The sequence below is a fragment of the Variovorax sp. 20P10.2.4 genome (assembly GCF_058244205.1).
Window position 1 is genome coordinate 1 of sequence record NZ_JBZAYE010000083.1, and the last position, 18,593, is coordinate 18,593.

Consider the following 18,593-nt stretch of genomic DNA (forward strand, 5'->3'; position numbering starts at 1 on the left):
CCGGTCGTCGATCGCGCGGAGGGCGGCGATCACGTCGCGCGCCTGCCGCTCGTCGTGCGCGATGGCGTTGTAGAGCGCGCCGTGCGGCTTGACGTAGCGCACCGAGGTGCCGGCGGCGCGGGCCAGGCCCTGCAGCGCGCCGATCTGGTAGATCACGTCGGCCACGAGCTCGGCGCTGCCCATCGCCATCGCGCGGCGGCCGAAGCCCGCGAGGTCGGGATAGGACACATGGGCCCCTACCGCCACGCCATGGGCCTTGGCATGGCGCAGCGTGTCGAGGATGCCGGCCGCGTCGCCGGCATGGAAGCCGCAGGCCACGTTGGCGCTGCTCACGATGCCGAGCATCGCCGCGTCGTCGCCCATGCGCCAGGCGCCGAAGCTCTCGCCCAGGTCGCTGTTGAGATCCAGCGCGCTCATTGGAATACCTCCGTGCTTCGCACTGCGGTGCGAGCTTGCTTGGGGCGGCCCGGCGCGGCGCTCACGCTGCGGTGCCCGACAGAAGGGCACGCCGGGCCGGGCGCGGGAGAGAGGGCTTCGGAAGGCGCATGAAGAACATGGGATCGACTCGAATCTGGCCGTTTTGTTGGAACGAAGTTTATTTGATTGTTGAACAATTCAATCAATCAGTTGAGCAATATGCATGCCGACTCACCGGGGCAAACCCTGATTCCCTGCACCGGGCGCCGCGGCGCGAGGAACGGAATCTGCTACAACCCCTCACCCCTGAAATCCCCCATCCGCATGACCTCCGCCGCTTCCGAACCGCTGACTCCCCCTGCCCAGGCCTTGAGCGAGCGCATGGCCGAAGCCTTGCGGCAGAAGATCACGCAGGGCGAGTTCATGCCCGGCGAACGCCTGTCCGAGCAGTCGCTGAGCGAGAGCCTCGGCATCTCGCGCAACACGCTGCGCGAGGTGTTCCGCATGCTCGCCAAGGACGGCCTCGTGAAGCACGCGCCGAACCGCGGCGTGTTCGTGGTCATCCCGAGCATCGCGTCGATCATCGACATCTACCGCGTGCGCCGCCTGATCGAGTGCCAGGCGCTCGCGCAGGCCTACCCACGCCATCCCGCGAAGAAGAAGATGCGCGAGGCGGTCGAGACCGCGAAGAGCTGCCGCGACGGCGGCGACTGGCTCGGCGTGGGCACGGCGAACATGGCCTTCCACATGGCCGTGGTCGAACTCGCCGACAGCGAGCGGCTCAACCAGCTCTTCGGTTCGGTGCTGGCCGAACTGCGGCTGGCCTTCGGCCTGCTGCGCGACGCCGAGTTCCTGCATGCGCCCTACGTCGAGATGAACACCAGCATCCTCGAGCTCGCGGAGGCCGGCGAATTCGCCCGCGCAGCCGCGGCGCTCAACGACTACCTGGTGCATTCCGAACGCATCGTGCTCGCGGTGTACGCGCGGCACATCAACGACTCGGGCTGGAGCGTCTAGGTCCGACGCGCGCCGCGCCGCGCCAGGAAGCGCGGCGCGGCGGTGCCGGCCTCAGCCCGGCAGGCGGATCTTGCAGTTCGGGTCCTCATAGGGTCCCGACTGTTTGGTCCACTTGTCGGCGGGCATGTCGGGCTCGCAGACGGTCTTGCCCGTGCTGTTGTTCTTCCAGAGGTAGTACTCGCTGGGCTGCGCCATGGCGAGGCCGGCCAGCAGCAGCGAGGCGGCGGCGAGGGTGAGCTTGAGTTTCATGGTGATGCTTTCGTGTGTTCGTGAAGATAAGCGAATGCCGTGCCCCGTCACTTGAGGTTGTTGCCGATCACCACCAGCAGCTTCTTCGTCTGCGCGACGATCGCCGTGCGGTAGGCCTCGAAACGGGCGTCGGTCATGGCGTTGTCGTCGGGCACTCCGCCGGTGGCGGCGGTGAAGAAGTTCGTCATCACCGGCACGTGGATGTGGCCTGCCGGGATGTCGAGCTTGAAGGTATCGCGCAGCAGCGTGTTGCGGTAGGCGCTCTCGTTCGACAGGTAGTTGCCGCCGCCGCCGGACTGCGCGCAGGCGGTGGCTGGCGGGGCCTTCACCAGCGAGGGGTCGGGCATGGCGTTCATCACGCCGTTCGAAGCCACGGAGGTACCCGCCTCGTTGTCGCAGTCCGCGAAGTACGCGTAGTTGGTGTGCCAGGTCACGTCGAAGCCGTCGGTGCCCTCGCTCGTGGCACCCGGCGGACGCGCAACGCCGGCGCCCGTCTTGCCGGTCACCATCGCGGCGATCGGCAGCGACGAGGTGGTGAACTGCGGCGGTGCTTCCTTCAGCCAGGCGCTGATGGCGTCGTAGCCCAGCCAGCGGGACTGCGGGTTGGTGTCGCAGCCCGAGCCCGGCATCGAGATCGGCGCGGTGTTCGGAACGGTGATGGTGCCGATCGGCAGCACGTACTTCGGCAGCCTGTTGCCGACCGGGCAATAGATGATGCCGTCGTTGCCCGCCGAGGGACCGTGGTAGCGGGCGTTCCACTGCTCGAGGTTGAAGACGTTGGCGCTGCCCTGGCTCATGGTGATCGAGGCATCGACGCGCTTCGGACCGGCCTTGAACCACGGACCCAGCGTGTCCTCCTGCATGCCCGCGTGGAACGGGTCGTAGCTCACCGGCAGCACGTAGCTCTCCACGTGCAGCACGCTGCCGTCGTCGAGCGTGATCTCGCGGCCGTCCATCTCGAGCGCCGTGGCGCCCGAGGGGTTGCCGTTGCGCAGGCCGGTGTTGGGCGTGCCCAGCGCGCCGAGCGTGAAGGTATCGAAGCCGCTCACGATCATGCGGCGGTACTTGCCGCCGCTCGGGGCATTGCCTTCGGGCAGTTCGATGTCGTACTGGCCGCGCGAGGCGCGCTCGAACTCCCACTGCAGCGAGGCCTTCTGCGCATCCGAGAGCGCGAACTCGGGCGCCCACTGGCGCAGCACCTTGGTCATCTGCACGCGGGCCCAGTACAGCATCCGGTCGTCGCTGTTGGGCAACTGGCTGCCCGCGGGCGAGGCACGACGGCCCTGCACCCGGTCGACGGCCGCGCGCCACAGGGCCGCGCCCTCCGACTTGACGAGCGTCACCGCGGCGTCGTAGCCGGCGACGCTGGTGCGGCCATCGCTGCCGCACAGCTTGGCCGAGAAGTTCGGCGCGAACTGGTCGAACCCCGTGTCCTTCACGATGCGGTCGGCCAGCGGCCGCTCGTCGATGCCCACCACCGAGGCGGTGCTGTAGGGCAGCGGCGTCGCGAGCCGGCGCTCTTCGTAGGCAAGCTTGGCACTGGCATCCCAGCTGCATTTGGCCATGGTGTTGGGGGGCGGCGGATTGCCCGTGCCGGGCGGAACGATGGAGACGACGCTGTCCCCTCCTCCACCACCACCGCAGGCGGCAACCACTGCCGCGACGAGGACCGACGTGGCCGAAAGCTTCATTCTTTGACGATTCAACATGCTTCGATTTCCTTGTGAGTTGTCGGAAGCCGCGGTGCAACGCGCACGCCGGCGGCTTCCCTGATCGCTTCTCGCTGGGGACGTCGTGGTTTTTTCGTTCGCAATCCCTCCGGTCTGGTCGCGCCGCTTCCTGCGGTCCTCGCGGACCGCGGGCGGCACTGGAAACAGACTCCCTGGGCCTCTGGTGTTGCTCGTTCTGGATCTCTAGGGGCGAGCGCACCCCTCCGCCTCATGGCGGTTGTTCGTCGATCGGTGGTGGCGCGGTGTGCGCGGGTGGGAGCGGCGCTACCGCTCCACGCCCATGAAGACGTCGGGCAGGATCGTCACGATGCTCGGGAACAAGGTGACCAGCGCGATGCACAGCACGAGGCAGAAGAAGAACGGAATCGCCGCCTTGGCGATCACGTTGCTGTCCTTACCCGTCATGTTCTGCAGCACGAAGAGGTTGAAGCCCACGGGCGGCGTGACCTCGGCGATCTCCACCAGCAGCACGACGAAGATGCCGAACCACACGAGGTCGAAGCCCGCTTTCTGGATCATCGGCAGCACCACCGCGCTGGTCAGCACGATCATCGAGATGCCGTCGAGCGCGGTGCCGAGCACCAGGTAGACGAGCACCAGCACGCTGATCAGCGCATAGGGCGACAGGTGCATGCCGTCGACCCATTCGGCCAGCTCGCGCGGGATGCCCGTGAAGGCCATGGTCTTGGTGAGGAAGGCCGCGCCCGCGAGGATGAACATGATCATGCAGCTGGTGCGCGTGGCACCCATGATCCCGTCGCTGAAGTTCTTCCAGGTCAGGCTGCGGCCCCAGGCCGCGATCGCGAGCGAACCCAGCACGCCGAAGGCCGCGCATTCGGTGGCCGTGGCCCAGCCCGCGACCAACACCCAGACGATGAACACGATCAGCAGCGCGCAGGGGATCAGGTTGCCCGAGAGGCGGATCTTCTCGATGAAGGTGGTCGGCGGATCCGCCGGCGGCACCTTGTCGGGATTGCGCAGGCTCCACCAGCCGATGTAGCCCGAGAACAGCAGCATCAAGAGGAAGCCCGGCAGGAAGCCGGCCAGGAAGATGCGGATGATCGAGACGTCGGCCGCGACCGCGTAGACCACCATCGTGATCGAGGGCGGGATCAGGATGCCGAGCGTGCCCGCGGTGGCGAGCGAGCCGATGGCGAGCTTCTCGTTGTAGCCGCGGCGCTTGAGCTCGGGCAGCGCGACCTTGGCGATGGTGGCGCAGGTCGCGGCCGAGGAACCCGAGACCGAGCCGAACACGCCGCAGCCGAGGATGGTGGTGTGCATCAGCCGGCCCGGCACGTTGTTGAGCCAGGGCCGCAGGCCGTCGAACATCTGCTCGCTGAGCTTGGTGCGGAACAGGATCTCGCCCATCCAGATGAACAGCGGCAAGGCCGCCAGCTCCCAGGAGGCGTTCGATTCCCAGAAAGCCGAGAACAGGTTCTTGCCGGGCAGCGTGTTGGTGAAGAAGGCCTGGCCGATCCAGCCGACGATGGCCAGCGTCATCGCGATCCAGACGCCGCCCGCGAGCAGCACCACCATGATGACGAGCAGCAGCGCGCCGATGAGGAGTGTTTCGATCATGGGAGGCTCAGACTTCGGAAGAAAAATCGCCGGCGGCGTGTCGTTCCTCGACCGCGCGCTGGTAGCTGGGTTTGTGGCCGCGCAGCACGCCGACCAGTTCGTCGACCATGGCGATCAGCAGCAGCCAGCAGCCGATGGCAAAGGTCGATTGCGGAATCCAGATCGGGATCACGACCAGGCCCGTGGCCATCTCGGCGAACTCGTAGCTCTCGTAAGTGAAGCTCGTGGCCCAGTAGGTGAGGTAGGCCACCGACACCGCCGCGATCAGCAGGCAGGTGACGTCGAGCGCGCGGCGCATCTTCTCGGGCACGGCCTCGAGCAGCAGCGTGACGCGCACGAAGTCGCCGTGGCGGAACGCATGGGCCATCGCGAAGAAGGCCGCCGCGGCGCAGAGCCAGGCCACCACGTCGTTGAGCCCGCTCACGTGCCAGTTCATCTGCCGGCCCACGCCGGCCACGATCATCAGCACGAAGATCAGGAACACGCAGAACGCACCGAGGGCGCCTGCACCGTCGTACAGGCGATCGAGGAAGCGGCGCACGATCAGTTCTTCTTGTAGGCGTCGACGATCGCGGCGCCGTCGGCACCGGCGGCCTTGAGCCAGTCGGCCTGCATGATGCCGCCGACCTGGCGCATGTCGGTGTCGAGCTTGGCCGAGGGCTGGTGGATCTTCATGCCGCGCTCGGCCAGCAGGCGCTTGTACTCGTCGTTCTTCTCGATCGCGACCTTCCAGCCGCGGGCTTCCGCGTCGGCCGCGGCCTTGGTGACGGCGGCCTTGGTGGTGGCATCGAGCGCGTCGAAGGACTTGGCGTTGACGAGGATCGCGTTCTTCGGGATCCAGGCCTTGGTGTCGTAGAAGTTCTTCAGGCTCTCGTAGGTCTTGGTGTCGTAGCCGGTGGAGGCGGAGCTCATGTAGCTCTCGATCACGCCGGTGGCCATGGCCGCGCTGAGCTCGGCCTGCTGGATCTGCACCGGCTGCGCGCCGATCAGCTCGGCGATCTTGGCAGTGGCTGGGCTGTAGGCGCGCCACTTGATGCCGCGCAGGTCGGCCACCGAGGCGACTTCCTTCTTCGAGTAGATGCCCTGCGGCGCCCACGGCACCACGAACAGCACCTTGATGCCTTGCGCGGCGAGCAGCTTCTCCATCGCGGGCTTGGAGGCGTCGTAGAGCTTCTTCGCCTCGGGGTAGGTGGTGGCCAGGAAGGGCACGCCGTCGAGCGCGTAGATCGGGTTCTCGTTGGCGAAGTTGGCCAGCAGGATCTCGCCGGCCTGTGCCTGGCTGCTCTGCACCGCGCGCTTGATCTCGGGCGCCTTGAACAGCGAGGCGTTCGCATGCACGGTGATCTTGAGCTTGCCGCCGGTGGCGGCCTCCACGTCCTTGGCGAACAGGGCGATGTTCTCCGTGTGGTAGTTGTTGGCCGGGTAGGCCGTGGGCAGGTCCCACTTGGTCTGGGCCAGCGCGGAGGCGGCGAGGCAGGAGAGCGCGAGAGCGGCAAAAGATGGACGGAACATGAACGGGACTCCTCGAGAAAGTGACGTGACCGGTGATGGGCGGAAGGCGAAACGGCGGGTCCAGGCCAGTCCCCCGGCCTGCTCCCCACAATGCAAGGCCCATGCCAAATAAATGAACAACTTCGGCATCGGTTTCTGGCCTTTTGAATTTATTGTTGAACAATTCTCGTGCGTATGCCCAACAATGAGGCGTGATGAAAACCCGAATACGTGCGGGTTACTTGCCTCGCCATGCCGAAGCCGGCGCCAGCCTGCGCCCTGACATTTGCTAAGGGAAACCCCGTCCTGCCGCCGGGGGAGCCGCTTCGATACTCCAGTGGTCGTTCCCCCTCGGCGCGCCCCGCGGCCGTCTCCCGCAGAAGCACAACATCCAGACCATGGCAGGCAAGAACTCGCTCCACCCGATCCCCCATCCCGCCAAGAAGCCCTTCGTGGGCAACCTGCTGTCGATCGGCTCCGACTCCCCGGTGCTGGACATGTGGAAGATCGCCCAGGAGCTCGGCGGCATCTACTGGCTGGACATGCCGGGCATGCCGGTGATCGTGGTGTCGTCGCCCGCGCTGGTCGACGAACTCTGCGAGGAGGCGCGCTTCGACAAGAGCACGCGCGGCGCGCTGCGCCGGCTGCGCGCCGCCTCGCACGGCCTGTTCACCTCCGACACCCACGAGGAGACCTGGTCGAAGCCGCACAACATCCTCTTGGCCAACTTCAGCCAGCGCGCGATGCAGGCCTACCACCCCATGATGCTGGACATCGCGGGGCAGCTCGTGACCAAGTGGGAGCGGCTGAACTTCGACGAGGAGGTCGACGTGGTGCGCGACATGACCGCGCTCACGCTCGACACCATCGGCCTGTGCGGCTTCGGCTACCGCTTCAATTCCTTCTACCGCGAGGGCTTCCATCCCTTCGTCGACGCGATGGTGCGCACGCTCGAGACGGTGCAGAACCGGCGCGGCCTGCCGCTCGAGGAGCTGATGCTCAAGAAGGAGCTGGCGCAGCAGCGCAAGGACATCCGCTACATGCACAAGATGGTGGAGGACATCATCGAGGAGCGGCGCGCGAGCGGCGCCGACATCGCGACCAAGCCCGACCTGCTGAGCTACATGATCGCGGGCGTGGACAAGAAGAGCGGCGAGCAGCTCACCGACAAGATGATCCGCGACGAGTGCATCGAATTCCTCATCGCGGGCCACGAGACCACCAGCGGCCTGCTCTCGTTCGCCATCTACTTCCTGCTGAAGAACCCCGAGGCGCTGGCCAAGGCGCAGGCCGAGGTCGACAACGTGTTCGGGCCCGACACCTCGCTCAAGCCCACCTACGCGCAGGTCAACCGGCTGCAGTACGTGATGCAGGTGCTCAAGGAGTCGCTGCGCATGTTTCCGACCGCGCCCGCGATCTCGATGCGCGCGAAGGAAGACACCCAGATCGGCGGCCAGTACACGATCAAGAAGAACAACATGGTCATCATGCATGCGCTGGCGCTGCATCGCGACCAGGGCATCTGGGGCGAGAACGCCGACCAGTTCGATCCCGACAACTTCAGCCGCGAGGCCGAGCGCGAGCGCCCGGTCAACGCCTTCAAGCCCTTCGGCAACGGCCAGCGCGCCTGCATCGGACGCCAGTTCGCGCTGCAGGAAGCGGTGCTGACGCTGGGCATGATCCTGCAGCGCTTCACCCTGGTGGACCACACCGGCTACAAGCTCAAGATCAAGGAAGCGCTGACCATCAAGCCCGAGGGCTTCAGGATCAAGGCGCTGCTGCGCGACCCCGCGACCCGCCCGCGCGGCAACATCAACGACGCGGCCGCCGCGCCGGTGCAGCCCGTGCAGCCGGCGGCGCGCAAGCCGCAGGCCGCGCGCCACGGCACCTCGCTGCTGGTGCTGCAGGGCTCCAACCTCGGCACCGCCGAGGACCTGGCGCGCCAGCTCGCCGAGGCCGGCGAGGCGCGCGGCTTCTCGACCCAGCTGGCCTCGCTCGACGACTACGCCGAGCGGCTGCCGGCCAACGGCGCGGTGGCCATCGTCTGCGCCTCGTACAACGGCGTGGCGCCCGACAACGCGGCCGAGTTCCACCGCTGGCTCGACAAGGCCGACGACGCGCTCAACGGCGTGCGCTTCAGCGTGTTCGGCTGCGGCAACACCGACTGGGCCGCCACCTACCAGGCGGTGCCGCGGCGCATCGACGAGCGGCTCGAGGCGCTGGGCGCCACGCGCGTGCATCCGCGCGGCGAGGGCGATGCGCGCGAGGACATGGACGGCGCCTTCCAGGACTGGAGCGACGCGCTGTGGCCCGAGCTGGTGAAGGCCTTCGACATCAAGACCGGTGCCGACACGCCTGCGCAGAGCGAGCCGCTCTACACGCTCGAGGAACTGCCGCCGCCGCAGAACAACGCCATCGTCGACGCGCTGGGCGCGGTGGCGCTGCGCGTGATCGAGAACCGCGAGCTGCAGCACGCCGGCGGCGAGGCCGGCCGCTCCACGCGCCACGTCGAGCTGATGCTGCCCGAGGGCCTGGTCTACCGCGCCGGCGACCACCTGAGCGTGGTGCCGCGCAACAGCCCGAAGCAGGTCGAGCGCGCGATGGCGCGCTTCGGCTTCGACCGCACGGCCCATGTGCGGCTGCATGCGATCGCGGGCCGCAAGCCGGCGCTGCCGGTCGAGCAGGTGATCGCGGTCGACCGCCTGCTGGGCGACTACGTCGAGCTGCAGGACGTGGCCACGCGCAAGCAGATCGCCACGCTCGCGGCCTACACCGAATGCCCGTTCACCAAGCCGAAGCTGGTGGCGCTGTCGGGGAGCGACGAGGCCTCGCAGGCCGCCTACAAGGCCGAGGTGCTGCACAAGCGCAAGTCGCTGCTCGACCTGCTCGAGGAGCACCGCGCCTGCCAGGTGCCGTTCGCGGTGTTCCTCGAGATGCTGTCGCCGCTGTCGCCGCGCTACTACTCGATCTCCTCCTCGCCCACGATGACGCCCGGCAAGTGCAGCGTGACGGTGGGCGTGGTCAGCGGTCCGGCGAAGTCGGGCCTGGGCACCTTCGAGGGCGTGTGCTCCAACTTCCTGGCGCGCGCCGAGGCCGGCGACACGGTGCACGGCGTGGTGCGCGAGACCACGGCCGAGGGCTTCCGCCTGCCCGAGGACGCGCAGCGCCCGCTGATCATGATCGGCCCGGGCACCGGGCTGGCGCCGTTCCGCGGCTTCCTGCAGGAGCGCGCGGCACAGGCCGAGGCCGGCACCGCGCTCGGCGAGGCGCTGCTGTTCTTCGGCTGCCGCCATCCCGAGCAGGACTTCATCTACGCCGAGGAGCTGAAGGCCTGGTCGCACCGCGGCCTGATGAAGCTGCACACCGCCTTCTCGCGCGCGGGCGAGCGCAAGGTCTACGTGCAGGACCTGATCCGCGAACAGGCGGCGCAGGTGTGGGCGCTGCTCGAAGCCGGCGCCGTGGTCTACGTCTGCGGCGACGGCTCGCGCATGGAACCCGACGTGCGGCGCGCGCTGTCCGACATCGCGCGCGAGCACGGCCAGGACAGCGCCGCCTGGATGGACCGGATGATCGCGGACCAGCGCTACGTGCTCGACGTCTGGGCCGGCAGCTGACGCGCCCGTCGCCGCGCGAAAAAAGTTGGAGCAATTGGACTAACTTTCCGCCGGTTCTGGTTTTTCACGCCTAGACCCTCCCGCTGAAGATCGGAGGCTCGCGAGATCCACGGGATCCGCGATCCGATCAACAACCGGGAGGCATGGCGAATGCTCAGGGCAGACGAACCGCTGCGCGCGGCAGTGGTGGACGGCGATGCCGTCCGGGGAGCGGCGCTCGCGCAGCGCATGGCGCGGCGCGGCTACGGCGCGATGCCGTTCCACGGTGCCACCGGCCTGCTCAAGGCGCTGCAGGGCGGCTGGCGCTTCGACCTGCTGCTGCTCCATCCCGAACACGAAACGGCCTGGGCCGACCTCTCGGCCGCCTGCCGGCTGCAACGCATGCCGATGCTGCTGCTCGCCGAGGACTCGGCCTGGCGCACGCCGCCCGCCGTCGAGACCCTGTGCCATGGCCACGGCCTGGTCGACTTCGCGCCGCTGCCGCTGGCCGACCACGAACTCGAATGGCGCCTGCGCGCCCTGCTGTCGCGCTCGCGCACGCCGGCGCGGCCGAGCGCCGAAGCGCAGGAGCTGGTCTGCGGCGACTACCGCCTGCTCGCGCCCGAACGGCTGGTGCTGCGGCGCGGGCGCGAGGTGCGCCTCGATCCGCGCGAGTTCGACCTCGCGCTGATGCTGTTCCGCCACCTCGGCCAGTTGCTGACGCGCGAATTCCTCTGGATCGCGCTGTGGAAGCGGCCGCCGCACGAGGGCGCCCGCGCGCTCAACATCGCGGCGGCCAGCGTGCGCAAGAAGCTGGCGCTGCAGGAGGATGGCGCTCTGGTGCTGCGCGCCGCCTACGGGCGCGGCTACATGCTGCAGGAAGTGCGCTCGCAGGCCGAGTTCGCCTGCGAGCCGGCCGGCTACGCCGAGGCCTGAAGGCTCCGGCGGCGGACCTCAGTTCCGACGATCGGGATCGGGATAGACCAGCGGCCCCAGCAGGCCGCGGTTGAAGGGCTTCCAGCCGCCCTCGGGCTGCGACAGCCGGTCGGCCAGCGCATAGAGCACCGCGGGGTGCGCACCCAGGCCCAGGTGGCTCGCGATGACCTCGATGTTCTCGGACTTCGGCCCGGTCTTCTCGATGCTGCAGCGCCAGGCCACGACGCCGTCGGTGCGGCTGAAAATCGAGGTAGTCGGCACCGAGGGCGTGGGCTGCACGAACTTCATGCGGCGCGGGTCGTGCGAGCTCTGGCCGCTCACGCCTTCGTAGACGCGCCAGGCATTGGTGGCACGCGGGCTGCCCGAGAACGGACTGCCCAGCGTGACCACGCTGCGCACCACACCGGGATGGGCCGACGCCAGCAGCCGCGCATACACGCCGCCCAGGCTCCAGCCGACCAGGCTGACCTTCTGCCCGCTGTCGTCGTGCAGCTTGTGCAGCAGCTCGACCATGCCGTCCTCCACGCCTTCGCGCGGACCGAAGTTGCGGCCCAGGCCCCAGCCGTGCGCGTCGTAGCCGCGGCTCGCGAGGTAGCGACGCAGCACCAGCGTGGAGGCATCGCCGGCCACCAGGCCCGGCAGCACCAGCACCGGATGGCCGTCGCCGCGCGGCGTGAGCTGCAGCAGCGGCCACATGGCGAGGCCCGCGCCGGTTTCCCAGAGCGCGCGGCCTTCGGCCAGCAGCAGCAGGCGCGAAGGCGGCGAGATGTGTTCACGGGTGGCGGTGGTCATGAGCGGGTCCTTTCTTGCGTGTCTCTGCGCTTCTGTTGGTTCTTCGTTGCCAGTCTCGGGTTCCGCCGCGAGGCCCCCCGTCGGACGGTGTCGTCTGTTATCCGAGGTATTTCGCCCTCAGGTAATCAAGGTAAGCCCTCGATTCGCCCGAAACATAAGGAGAAACCAGGGTCAGCGTGTAAAAAGCCGCCAATCCCGGATCGGCCTGCGCCAGCGCGTCGCGACCCGGCACCAGCCGTTCGAACGACAGCCAGCAGGTGGTGGTGAACACCATCTGCAGCGCCAGGATGCGCGCCTGCTCGGCGCTCGTTTCGATCACGCCCGAGGCCACCAGCCCTTCGCACAGCGACTGGGCCGCCAGCAGGTTCTGCGCGGTCAGGGCCTGCGCGCGCTGGCCCAGCACCGGGTACTCGCTCGCGAGGAAGGCCATGTCGCGGTAGATGAAGCGGTACTCGTTGATCGCCTCGAAGCGCAGGTGCAACGCGAGCCACAGGTCGTCGATGGCCGCGATGCCGGCCGAGGAGCCGTTGAGCGATTCGAGCCGCTGCTCGAAGCGCCGGAACAGCCACTCCACGATCAGCTGCTTGGCCTTGAAGTGGTAGTGCAGGTTGCCCGGGCTCATGCCGAGCTCGGCCGCGATCTTGTGGGTGGACACCGCCGCGAGCCCCTGCGCGTTGAACAGCGCGAGGCTGGTCAGCAGGATGCGGTCGCGCGTGGTGTTGGAGCCGGCCACTGGCGGTTCTGCGGGTCGTGCGGGGATCGATCAGCGCTTGCCGCCGCGCGCGGCCTGCTCGAGGCGGTCGAGCCGCTCGGCGAGCGCCGCGATCTGCGACTGCAGCGCCTGCACCTCCTCGGCCGTGGGCATGCCCAGGCGCTGCAGCGCGGTGGCCACGCGCTGGTCGAACACGTCCTCGAACTTGCGGATGCCGAAGCTGTCGAGGCCCGGGAAGCCGCGCGTCAGCACGGCCTTGGCGCCGCTCGCTTCCTCGCCGCCCTTGCCGCCGATGCCCAAGAGGCCTTCGATCACGTTGGTGACGCTGGCCTGCCGCTTGGCGACGTCGTTGCGCACGGTGTCGAGCGCCTTGAGGCCGGCGCGCAGCAGGCCTTCGCCGGAGGACGCGGGCTTGGTGCCAGTGGCCGCCGTACTGCTCTTGGCCTTGGCGGCACTGCGCTCGCGCGGCGCCGCGGCCTTCTTCGCTGCGGTCCTGGCGCCGGCGGTCTTCTTCGCGGGCGTCGCCTTCTTCTTCAGTTCTGCGGGTTCATCGCGGCGGGTCGCCATGCATCACTCCAGGGGAACTCGGTACCTTCGAAGGTACCGCAAAAGAAAAAGGCGCCCGAAGGCGCCTGCGGAACTCAGGCCGCCTTGCGGGCGGCAGCGCGGCGAACCGGCTTCTTGACCGCGGCGGCCTTGGCCTTCACGGTACGCACGGGCTTGGCTTCCTCGCTGCCCGCGACGCGGACTTCGATCTGCTTGGCACCGGCAGCGATGCGGTCGGCGATCTGCACCGACACGGTCGCGAAGGGCTGGTTCACAGCCGACAGGGCGTTGATCACCGAGGTGGCGACCGGCGACTCGACCTGGGCCACGCGGTTGGCAACCGATTCGATGCCGCTGGTGGTGCCGGTGGCGACACGGTCCATCACCGAGACGATGCGGCCGGTGTCGATCTCGAGGCGGTTGGCCAGGAAGCCGTTGACCTTGGCTTGCGCGCCGATCAGGTTGGCCTTGATCTTGTCGTTCACCAGCGGCAGCTCGCGCTGGCCGAGGAAGTCGCTGTAGCGCGAGGCGGCGCCGTCGAGCAGGCGCTGCACGCCGGTGCGGTAGGCACCGACCAGGGTCTTGCCGGCGTCGTTGTACTGGCCGATGACGTGGACGGCGGCGGAAGCGATGGAGGTTTGCGAGGTGGACATGGGTTGTTCCTGGAAGTTGATCGGTCGCGGGATTCGCGATGGGGTGATCTTCTTCCCAAGGGCCTAGGCCTGAAAAACTAGAAGCGTCGGAAAACTAGTCCAACTGCCCCAATTTTCCGGACCCGGGCGGTCCTCAAGCGGCGGCGGCCGCGGCGCGTGGCGCGCTCTTGCGCGCGGGGGCCTTTCGGGCGGGGGTCTTGGCGGCGGGGGGCTTGGCAGCGGGCTTCGGGGCGGCCTTGGCGGGGGTCTTCGCAGCCGTCTTGATCGCTGCCTTCTTCGCGGGTGCCTTCCTGGCCACCGGTGCCGGCGTCTTCTTCGCCGCGGCCTTGCGCGCCGGGGCCTTCTTCGCGGCAGCCTTGGCCGCGGGCTCCGCGTCGGCGGGCGCCTCGACGACGGCCGCGGGCTTCGGCGCCGGCGCACCGGCCACCGACGGATGCTTCTGCGTCAGCTCCATCAGCAGCTTGTGCTCGGCCAGCAGGTAGTCGCCGATCTCGGTGATGTCGGGCACGGCACGGCGGCAGGCGATCAGGCCGTAGTCCATGCGGCCGTTGTAGCTCTGCACCGTGACGTTGAGCGCGGTGCCGTGGCTCGCGATCGACACCGGGTAGTAGCAGGTGACCAGCGCGCCCGCGAAGTACATGGGGAACGGCGCGCCCGCCACGTTGGAGATCGCCACGTTGGCGGCCGGCGGCAGCATGTTGACCAGGCCCGAGCGGCCCACCATCGAGGCGATGCCCGACACCAGCCAGGGCGCGGCGAAGGTCGGGAAGTCGTCGAGGATCACGGCCTTGAAGCGGTTCATGGTCGACTTCGAGGCGGTCGACGAGGCATTGATGGCCTTGAGCCGCTGCAGCGGATCGGTGATGTCGGTGGCCAGGCTCACGAGGATCATGCTGGCCTGGTTGTTGGCCGTGTCGTCGCCGGCCTCGCGCAGGCTCACGGGCACGCCCGCCACCAGCGGCTTGGCCGGCAGCTCGTTGTTGTCGGCCAGGTAGTGGCGCAGCGCGCCGGCCACGGTGGCCATGACCACGTCGTTGAGCGACACGCCGAAGTGCTTGGCGATGTACTTGGTCTCGGCCAGCGAGATGGTGCGGCCCGCGAAGGTGCGCTGGTTGGTGATCGAGACGTTGAGCGAGGTGCGCGGCGCGAACAGGTTGAACTTCTTCGGCGCCGTGGTCGTGAGCTTCTCGGCCGCCTTCTCGTCGGGCTTGGCCAGCCCGCTGATGGCACGCACGATGGCCGGCGCCATCTTGAATAGCTTGACGTACTGCTGCGCCGTGTTGCGCAGCGCGGCGCTCGCGAGTTCGGCCATGCCGAGCTGGTAGCCGCTGTTGCGCGGGCGCGAGCGCGGCGGCTTCACCACGCGGCCCGTGGCCTCGAGGTCGAAGATGGCCTTGCCCACTTCCACGCCGGCCTGGCCGTCGATGCCCGCGTGGTGCACCTTGGTGTAGAGCGCGACCTGGCCGCTCTTCAGGCCATCGATGATGTAGAACTCCCACATCGGCCGGCTGCGGTCGATCAGCGAGGAATGCAGCCGCGCGACGTACTGCTGCAACTGCCGGTTGGTGCCGGGCCGCGGCAGCGAGATGTGGCGCACGTGGTAGTCGAGGTCGATGTCGTCGTCCTCCACCCACACCGGGTTCGTCATGTCGAAGGGCATCAGCGCGAGCTTGCGCGTGAACACGTCGGCCAGGTGGATGCGGCTGGCCATGAATTGCTTGGCGTCCTCGTAGAAGTCGCCCTTGTAGCCCTTGGGCAGGTCGAGCACGTTGAGCGAGCCCACGTGCATCGGCATCTCCGGTGTTTCCAGATGCAGGAAGGTGGCATCGAGACCGCTCAGGTGTTTCATGTGTTGTGTCTCCTAGGTCGGGGAATGCCGTCGCATTCGGCTTCGGCAGGATACCGTGCGGCCGCTGCGCCGGGGGGCCGCGCCCTTCAGTGTTTCCACCGGGGAGCGCACCCGGGTTTGCCCCGAGCGATGTTCTGGGACCGGCCGCGGGTAATGCGAAAGGTCCATCCGACCCGGGGCCTTCACGGTGCGTTCGTACACTGTGCCCATGACATCCTCCCCCCGCCCGCAAGCGCAAGACCAAGACCCCTTCCTCTGGCTCGAGGACATCGACGGCACGCAGTCCCTCGACTGGGCCAAGGCCCGCAACGCCGAGGCGGTGCAGCGCCACGCGCGGTCGGCACGCTTCAGGCAGATCGAGCAAGGCCTGCTCGAGGTGCTCGACTCCGACGACCGCATCCCGATGGTCTACAAGGCCGGCGCGCTGTTCTACAACTTCTGGCGCGACAAGGCCCATCCCAAGGGCCTGTGGCGACGCACCACGCTCGCCGAATACCGCAAGCCGCAGCCGGCCTGGGAGACGGTGCTCGACCTCGACGCGCTGGCCGCGGCCGAGGGCGAGAACTGGGTCTGGCACGGCGCCGACTGGCTCTACCCCGGCTATGGCCGCTGCCTGGTCTCGCTCTCGCGCGGCGGCGCCGATGCCGACGTGGTGCGCGAGTTCGACCCGGTGCGCAAGGCCTTCGTCGAGGGCGGCTTCGCGCTGCCCGAGGCCAAGAACACGGTGGCCTGGAAGGACATCGACCACCTCTACGTGGCGACCGACTTCGGCCCGGGCTCGATGACCACCTCGAGCTATCCGCGCATCGTGAAGGAGTGGAAGCGCGGCACGCCGCTGGCCGAGGCCGTCACGGTCTACGAGGCCGACACCGAGGACCTCTCGGCCTCGGGCTGGCGCGATGCCACGCCGGGCTTCGAGCGCGACTTCGTCTCGCGCGCCATCGACTTCTACGACAGCGAGACCTGGGTGCGCGCGGCCGACGGCACGCTCTCCAAGATCGACGTGCCCGACGATGCGGTGACCGACATCACGCGCGAATGGCTGCTGATCGAGCCGCGCAGCGACTGGGAGGTGGGCGGCGCGAGCTACAAGGCCGGCTCGCTGCTGGCCGCGAACTTCGACGACTACATGGCCGGTGCGCGCGAACTCACGCTGTTGTTCGAGCCCACCGACACCAGCGCGCTCGACAGCCATTCATGGACGCGCCATCACCTGATCGTGAACGCGATGCACGACGTGGTGAACCGCATCGAGGTGCTCACGCCGCCGGCCGACGGCAAGGGCCCGTGGCAACGCGAGAGCCTGGGCGGCGCGCCCGCGCTGTCGACCATCGCGGCCGGCGCCATCGACGAGGACGAGAGCGACGACTACTTCCTCACCGTGAGCGGTTTCCTGCAGCCGACCACGCTCTACATCGGCACCCTGGGCCAGGGCGAGGCCGAGCCGCTCAAGCACAGCCCGGGCTTCTTCGATGCCTCGCGCTACACGGTCAGCCAGCACTTCGCGCGCTCGCAGGACGGCACGCGCGTGCCCTACTTCAAGATCGCGCCCAGGGACCTGGTGGCCAACGGCCGCAACCCGACCCTGCAGTACGCCTACGGCGGCTTCGAGATCTCGCTCACGCCCAGCTACAGCGGCGGCATCGGCCGCGCCTGGCTCGAGCAGGGCGGCGTGTACGTGGTGGCCAACATCCGCGGCGGCGGCGAGTACGGCCCGCGCTGGCACCAGGCCGCGCTGCAGCAGAACCGCCTGCGCAGCAGCGAGGACTTCGCAGCCGTGTCCGAGGACCTGATCGCGCGCGGCATCACTTCGCCCGCGCACCTGGGCGCCATGGGCGGCAGCAACGGCGGCCTGCTGATGGGCAACATGCTCACGCGCCATCCGGAACTCTACGGCGCGATCGTGAGCGAGGTGGCGCTGCTCGACATGCGCCGCTACACGCAGCTGTCGGCCGGCGCCTCGTGGATCGCCGAGTACGGCGACCCCGAAGTGCCCGAGGAGTGGGAATGGATCCGCCACTTCTCGCCCTACGAGAACGCGAAGCCCGACGCCAAGTACCCGCCCTCGCTGTTCACCACCTCGACGCGCGACGACCGCGTGGGCCCGGTGCATGCGCGCAAGATGCATGCGAAGCTGGCCGCGCAGGGCCACGACACGGCCTTCTACGAGAACCTCGAGGGCGGCCACAGCGCGGCCTCGGACAACAAGCAGTCCGCCTTCATGGACGCGCTGGGCTACGCCTACCTGTGGGACCACATCGCCTGAGCGGCGGCGCGCGTCAGCCGCTGTCGCGCAGCGGCTCGCCCAGGCCGTAGGGCCGTTCGTCGCGCCACGGGGGCAGGCGCCGCTCGCGGCGGTCCAGCCGCTCGCGCAGCTCGGCACAGGTCATCGGCCGGCCCGTGCTGTAGCGGCCATCCCGGCAGGGATCGCTGCGCCAGCGTTCGGAGCGGCGCAACGCTTCCTCGCGGTCGAGCTGGCGCAACAGCTCGCCGCAGCTCATCGCGCGGCCCTGGCTGTAGCGGCCATCGTGGCAGGGGTCGTAGACGGGCGGCGGTGCGTCGAAACCCGACACCACCTCGGCCGCCGCGACCGACGCGAGCATCAGCGACAGCGCCAGGACGATCGCCTCCGGCAGCAGGGTGGTCTGGACATGAAGGACATGCATGCGGTGCTCCTTGGCAGATGACCCGCGACCGCGGGCCTGACGCCAGCATCGGCCGCCAACATGGAGCCAGCATTGCGTCGCGCGGGGGGCGCGCACGCAACACTCGCGCAATCCAGCCTCCCTACAGTGCGGCACGCCGGAGCTCCGGCGCCGCCCTGAAAGGAACACGCGCGTGCGCATCCTGCTGCTGGAAGACGAACCCGAAATGGCCTCGGTGCTGCTCACCGCGCTGCACCGGCGCGGCATCCTGGTCGACCATGCCGCGACGCTGGCCGACGGCGCGCGCCATGTCGAGGCCACGCCCTACGACGCGCTGGTGCTCGACCGCCGGCTGCCCGACGGCGACGGCCTCGCGCTGGTGGCG

At 68.6% G+C, this 18,593-nt stretch carries 17 protein-coding genes; 5 read left to right on the plus strand and 12 right to left on the minus strand.

Translation table 11 applies throughout. The features are described 5' to 3' along the window. On the minus strand, positions 1-417 hold a 417-nt coding region (locus AC27VN_RS11035), incomplete at its 3' end, for a LamB/YcsF family protein (RefSeq protein ID WP_490876570.1). Between the two features lie 324 nt (positions 418-741). Between AC27VN_RS11035 and AC27VN_RS11040 the strand changes: the two genes are divergently transcribed. Continuing rightward, positions 742-1,434, plus strand: a complete 693-nt coding sequence (locus AC27VN_RS11040) for a GntR family transcriptional regulator (protein ID WP_490876571.1) — start codon at positions 742-744, stop codon at positions 1,432-1,434. A gap of 51 nt (positions 1,435-1,485) precedes the next feature. Here AC27VN_RS11040 and AC27VN_RS11045 read toward each other — a convergent pair whose 3' ends face one another. The 5 genes from AC27VN_RS11045 to AC27VN_RS11065 all read right to left on the minus strand — a co-directional run bounded on the left by AC27VN_RS11045 (position 1,486) and on the right by AC27VN_RS11065 (position 6,503). Then, positions 1,486-1,683: a hypothetical protein gene (locus tag AC27VN_RS11045; RefSeq protein ID WP_057594440.1), complete on the minus strand. Its 198-nt coding sequence runs from the start codon at positions 1,681-1,683 to the stop codon at positions 1,486-1,488. A 47-nt stretch (positions 1,684-1,730) separates the two neighbouring features. Then, positions 1,731-3,248 (minus strand): PA0049 C-terminal domain-containing protein, encoded by a 1,518-nt coding sequence (locus AC27VN_RS11050; protein ID WP_208513606.1) that lies wholly within the window; start codon positions 3,246-3,248, stop codon positions 1,731-1,733. Positions 3,249-3,677: 429 nt separating this feature from the next. Continuing rightward, positions 3,678-4,991: a TRAP transporter large permease gene (locus AC27VN_RS11055; RefSeq protein WP_208513605.1), complete on the minus strand. Its 1,314-nt coding sequence runs from the start codon at positions 4,989-4,991 to the stop codon at positions 3,678-3,680. 7 nt (positions 4,992-4,998) lie between these two features. Then, a complete protein-coding gene (locus AC27VN_RS11060; RefSeq protein WP_398498545.1) occupies positions 4,999-5,532 on the minus strand; it encodes a TRAP transporter small permease in 534 nt (177 codons plus the stop codon). A gap of 2 nt (positions 5,533-5,534) precedes the next feature. Further along, positions 5,535-6,503 carry a TRAP transporter substrate-binding protein gene (locus AC27VN_RS11065; RefSeq protein ID WP_208511590.1) on the minus strand — a complete coding sequence of 323 codons (969 nt, stop codon included), beginning with the start codon at positions 6,501-6,503 and terminating at the stop codon, positions 5,535-5,537. A gap of 377 nt (positions 6,504-6,880) precedes the next feature. Here AC27VN_RS11065 and AC27VN_RS11070 point away from each other — a divergent pair, with 377 nt between their 5' ends. Both AC27VN_RS11070 and AC27VN_RS11075 read left to right on the plus strand, forming a co-directional pair. After that, entirely contained in the window at positions 6,881-10,096 is a 3,216-nt protein-coding gene (locus AC27VN_RS11070; protein ID WP_431510597.1) for a bifunctional cytochrome P450/NADPH--P450 reductase, read from the plus strand. 150 nt (positions 10,097-10,246) lie between these two features. After that, a complete protein-coding gene (locus AC27VN_RS11075) occupies positions 10,247-11,011 on the plus strand; it encodes a winged helix-turn-helix domain-containing protein (RefSeq protein WP_490876572.1) in 765 nt (254 codons plus the stop codon). A gap of 18 nt (positions 11,012-11,029) precedes the next feature. Here AC27VN_RS11075 and AC27VN_RS11080 read toward each other — a convergent pair whose 3' ends face one another. The 5 genes from AC27VN_RS11080 to AC27VN_RS11100 all read right to left on the minus strand — a co-directional run bounded on the left by AC27VN_RS11080 (position 11,030) and on the right by AC27VN_RS11100 (position 15,563). Then, entirely contained in the window at positions 11,030-11,803 is a 774-nt protein-coding gene (locus tag AC27VN_RS11080; RefSeq protein WP_490876573.1) for an esterase/lipase family protein, read from the minus strand. Positions 11,804-11,900: 97 nt separating this feature from the next. Then, complete coding sequence (locus AC27VN_RS11085; RefSeq protein WP_057594029.1) at positions 11,901-12,536, minus strand: TetR/AcrR family transcriptional regulator; 636 nt, start codon at positions 12,534-12,536, stop codon at positions 11,901-11,903. A gap of 30 nt (positions 12,537-12,566) precedes the next feature. Beyond that, positions 12,567-13,082 (minus strand): phasin family protein, encoded by a 516-nt coding sequence (locus tag AC27VN_RS11090; RefSeq protein WP_490876574.1) that lies wholly within the window; start codon positions 13,080-13,082, stop codon positions 12,567-12,569. 74 nt (positions 13,083-13,156) lie between these two features. After that, positions 13,157-13,714: a hypothetical protein gene (locus tag AC27VN_RS11095; protein ID WP_296787393.1), complete on the minus strand. Its 558-nt coding sequence runs from the start codon at positions 13,712-13,714 to the stop codon at positions 13,157-13,159. Positions 13,715-13,847: 133 nt separating this feature from the next. Next, a complete protein-coding gene (locus tag AC27VN_RS11100) occupies positions 13,848-15,563 on the minus strand; it encodes a WS/DGAT/MGAT family O-acyltransferase (protein WP_490876575.1) in 1,716 nt (571 codons plus the stop codon). 208 nt (positions 15,564-15,771) lie between these two features. Here AC27VN_RS11100 and AC27VN_RS11105 point away from each other — a divergent pair, with 208 nt between their 5' ends. After that, positions 15,772-17,829: a prolyl oligopeptidase family serine peptidase gene (locus AC27VN_RS11105; protein WP_490876576.1), complete on the plus strand. Its 2,058-nt coding sequence runs from the start codon at positions 15,772-15,774 to the stop codon at positions 17,827-17,829. Positions 17,830-17,842: 13 nt separating this feature from the next. On the opposite strand, the gene AC27VN_RS11110 is transcribed toward AC27VN_RS11105, so the two are convergent. After that, complete coding sequence (locus tag AC27VN_RS11110) at positions 17,843-18,229, minus strand: hypothetical protein (RefSeq protein WP_490876577.1); 387 nt, start codon at positions 18,227-18,229, stop codon at positions 17,843-17,845. A gap of 172 nt (positions 18,230-18,401) precedes the next feature. On the opposite strand from AC27VN_RS11110, the gene AC27VN_RS11115 reads away from it, so the two are divergent. Next, positions 18,402-18,593, plus strand: a 192-nt coding sequence (locus AC27VN_RS11115) for a response regulator (protein ID WP_490876578.1), incomplete at its 3' end; no start/stop codon positions are given.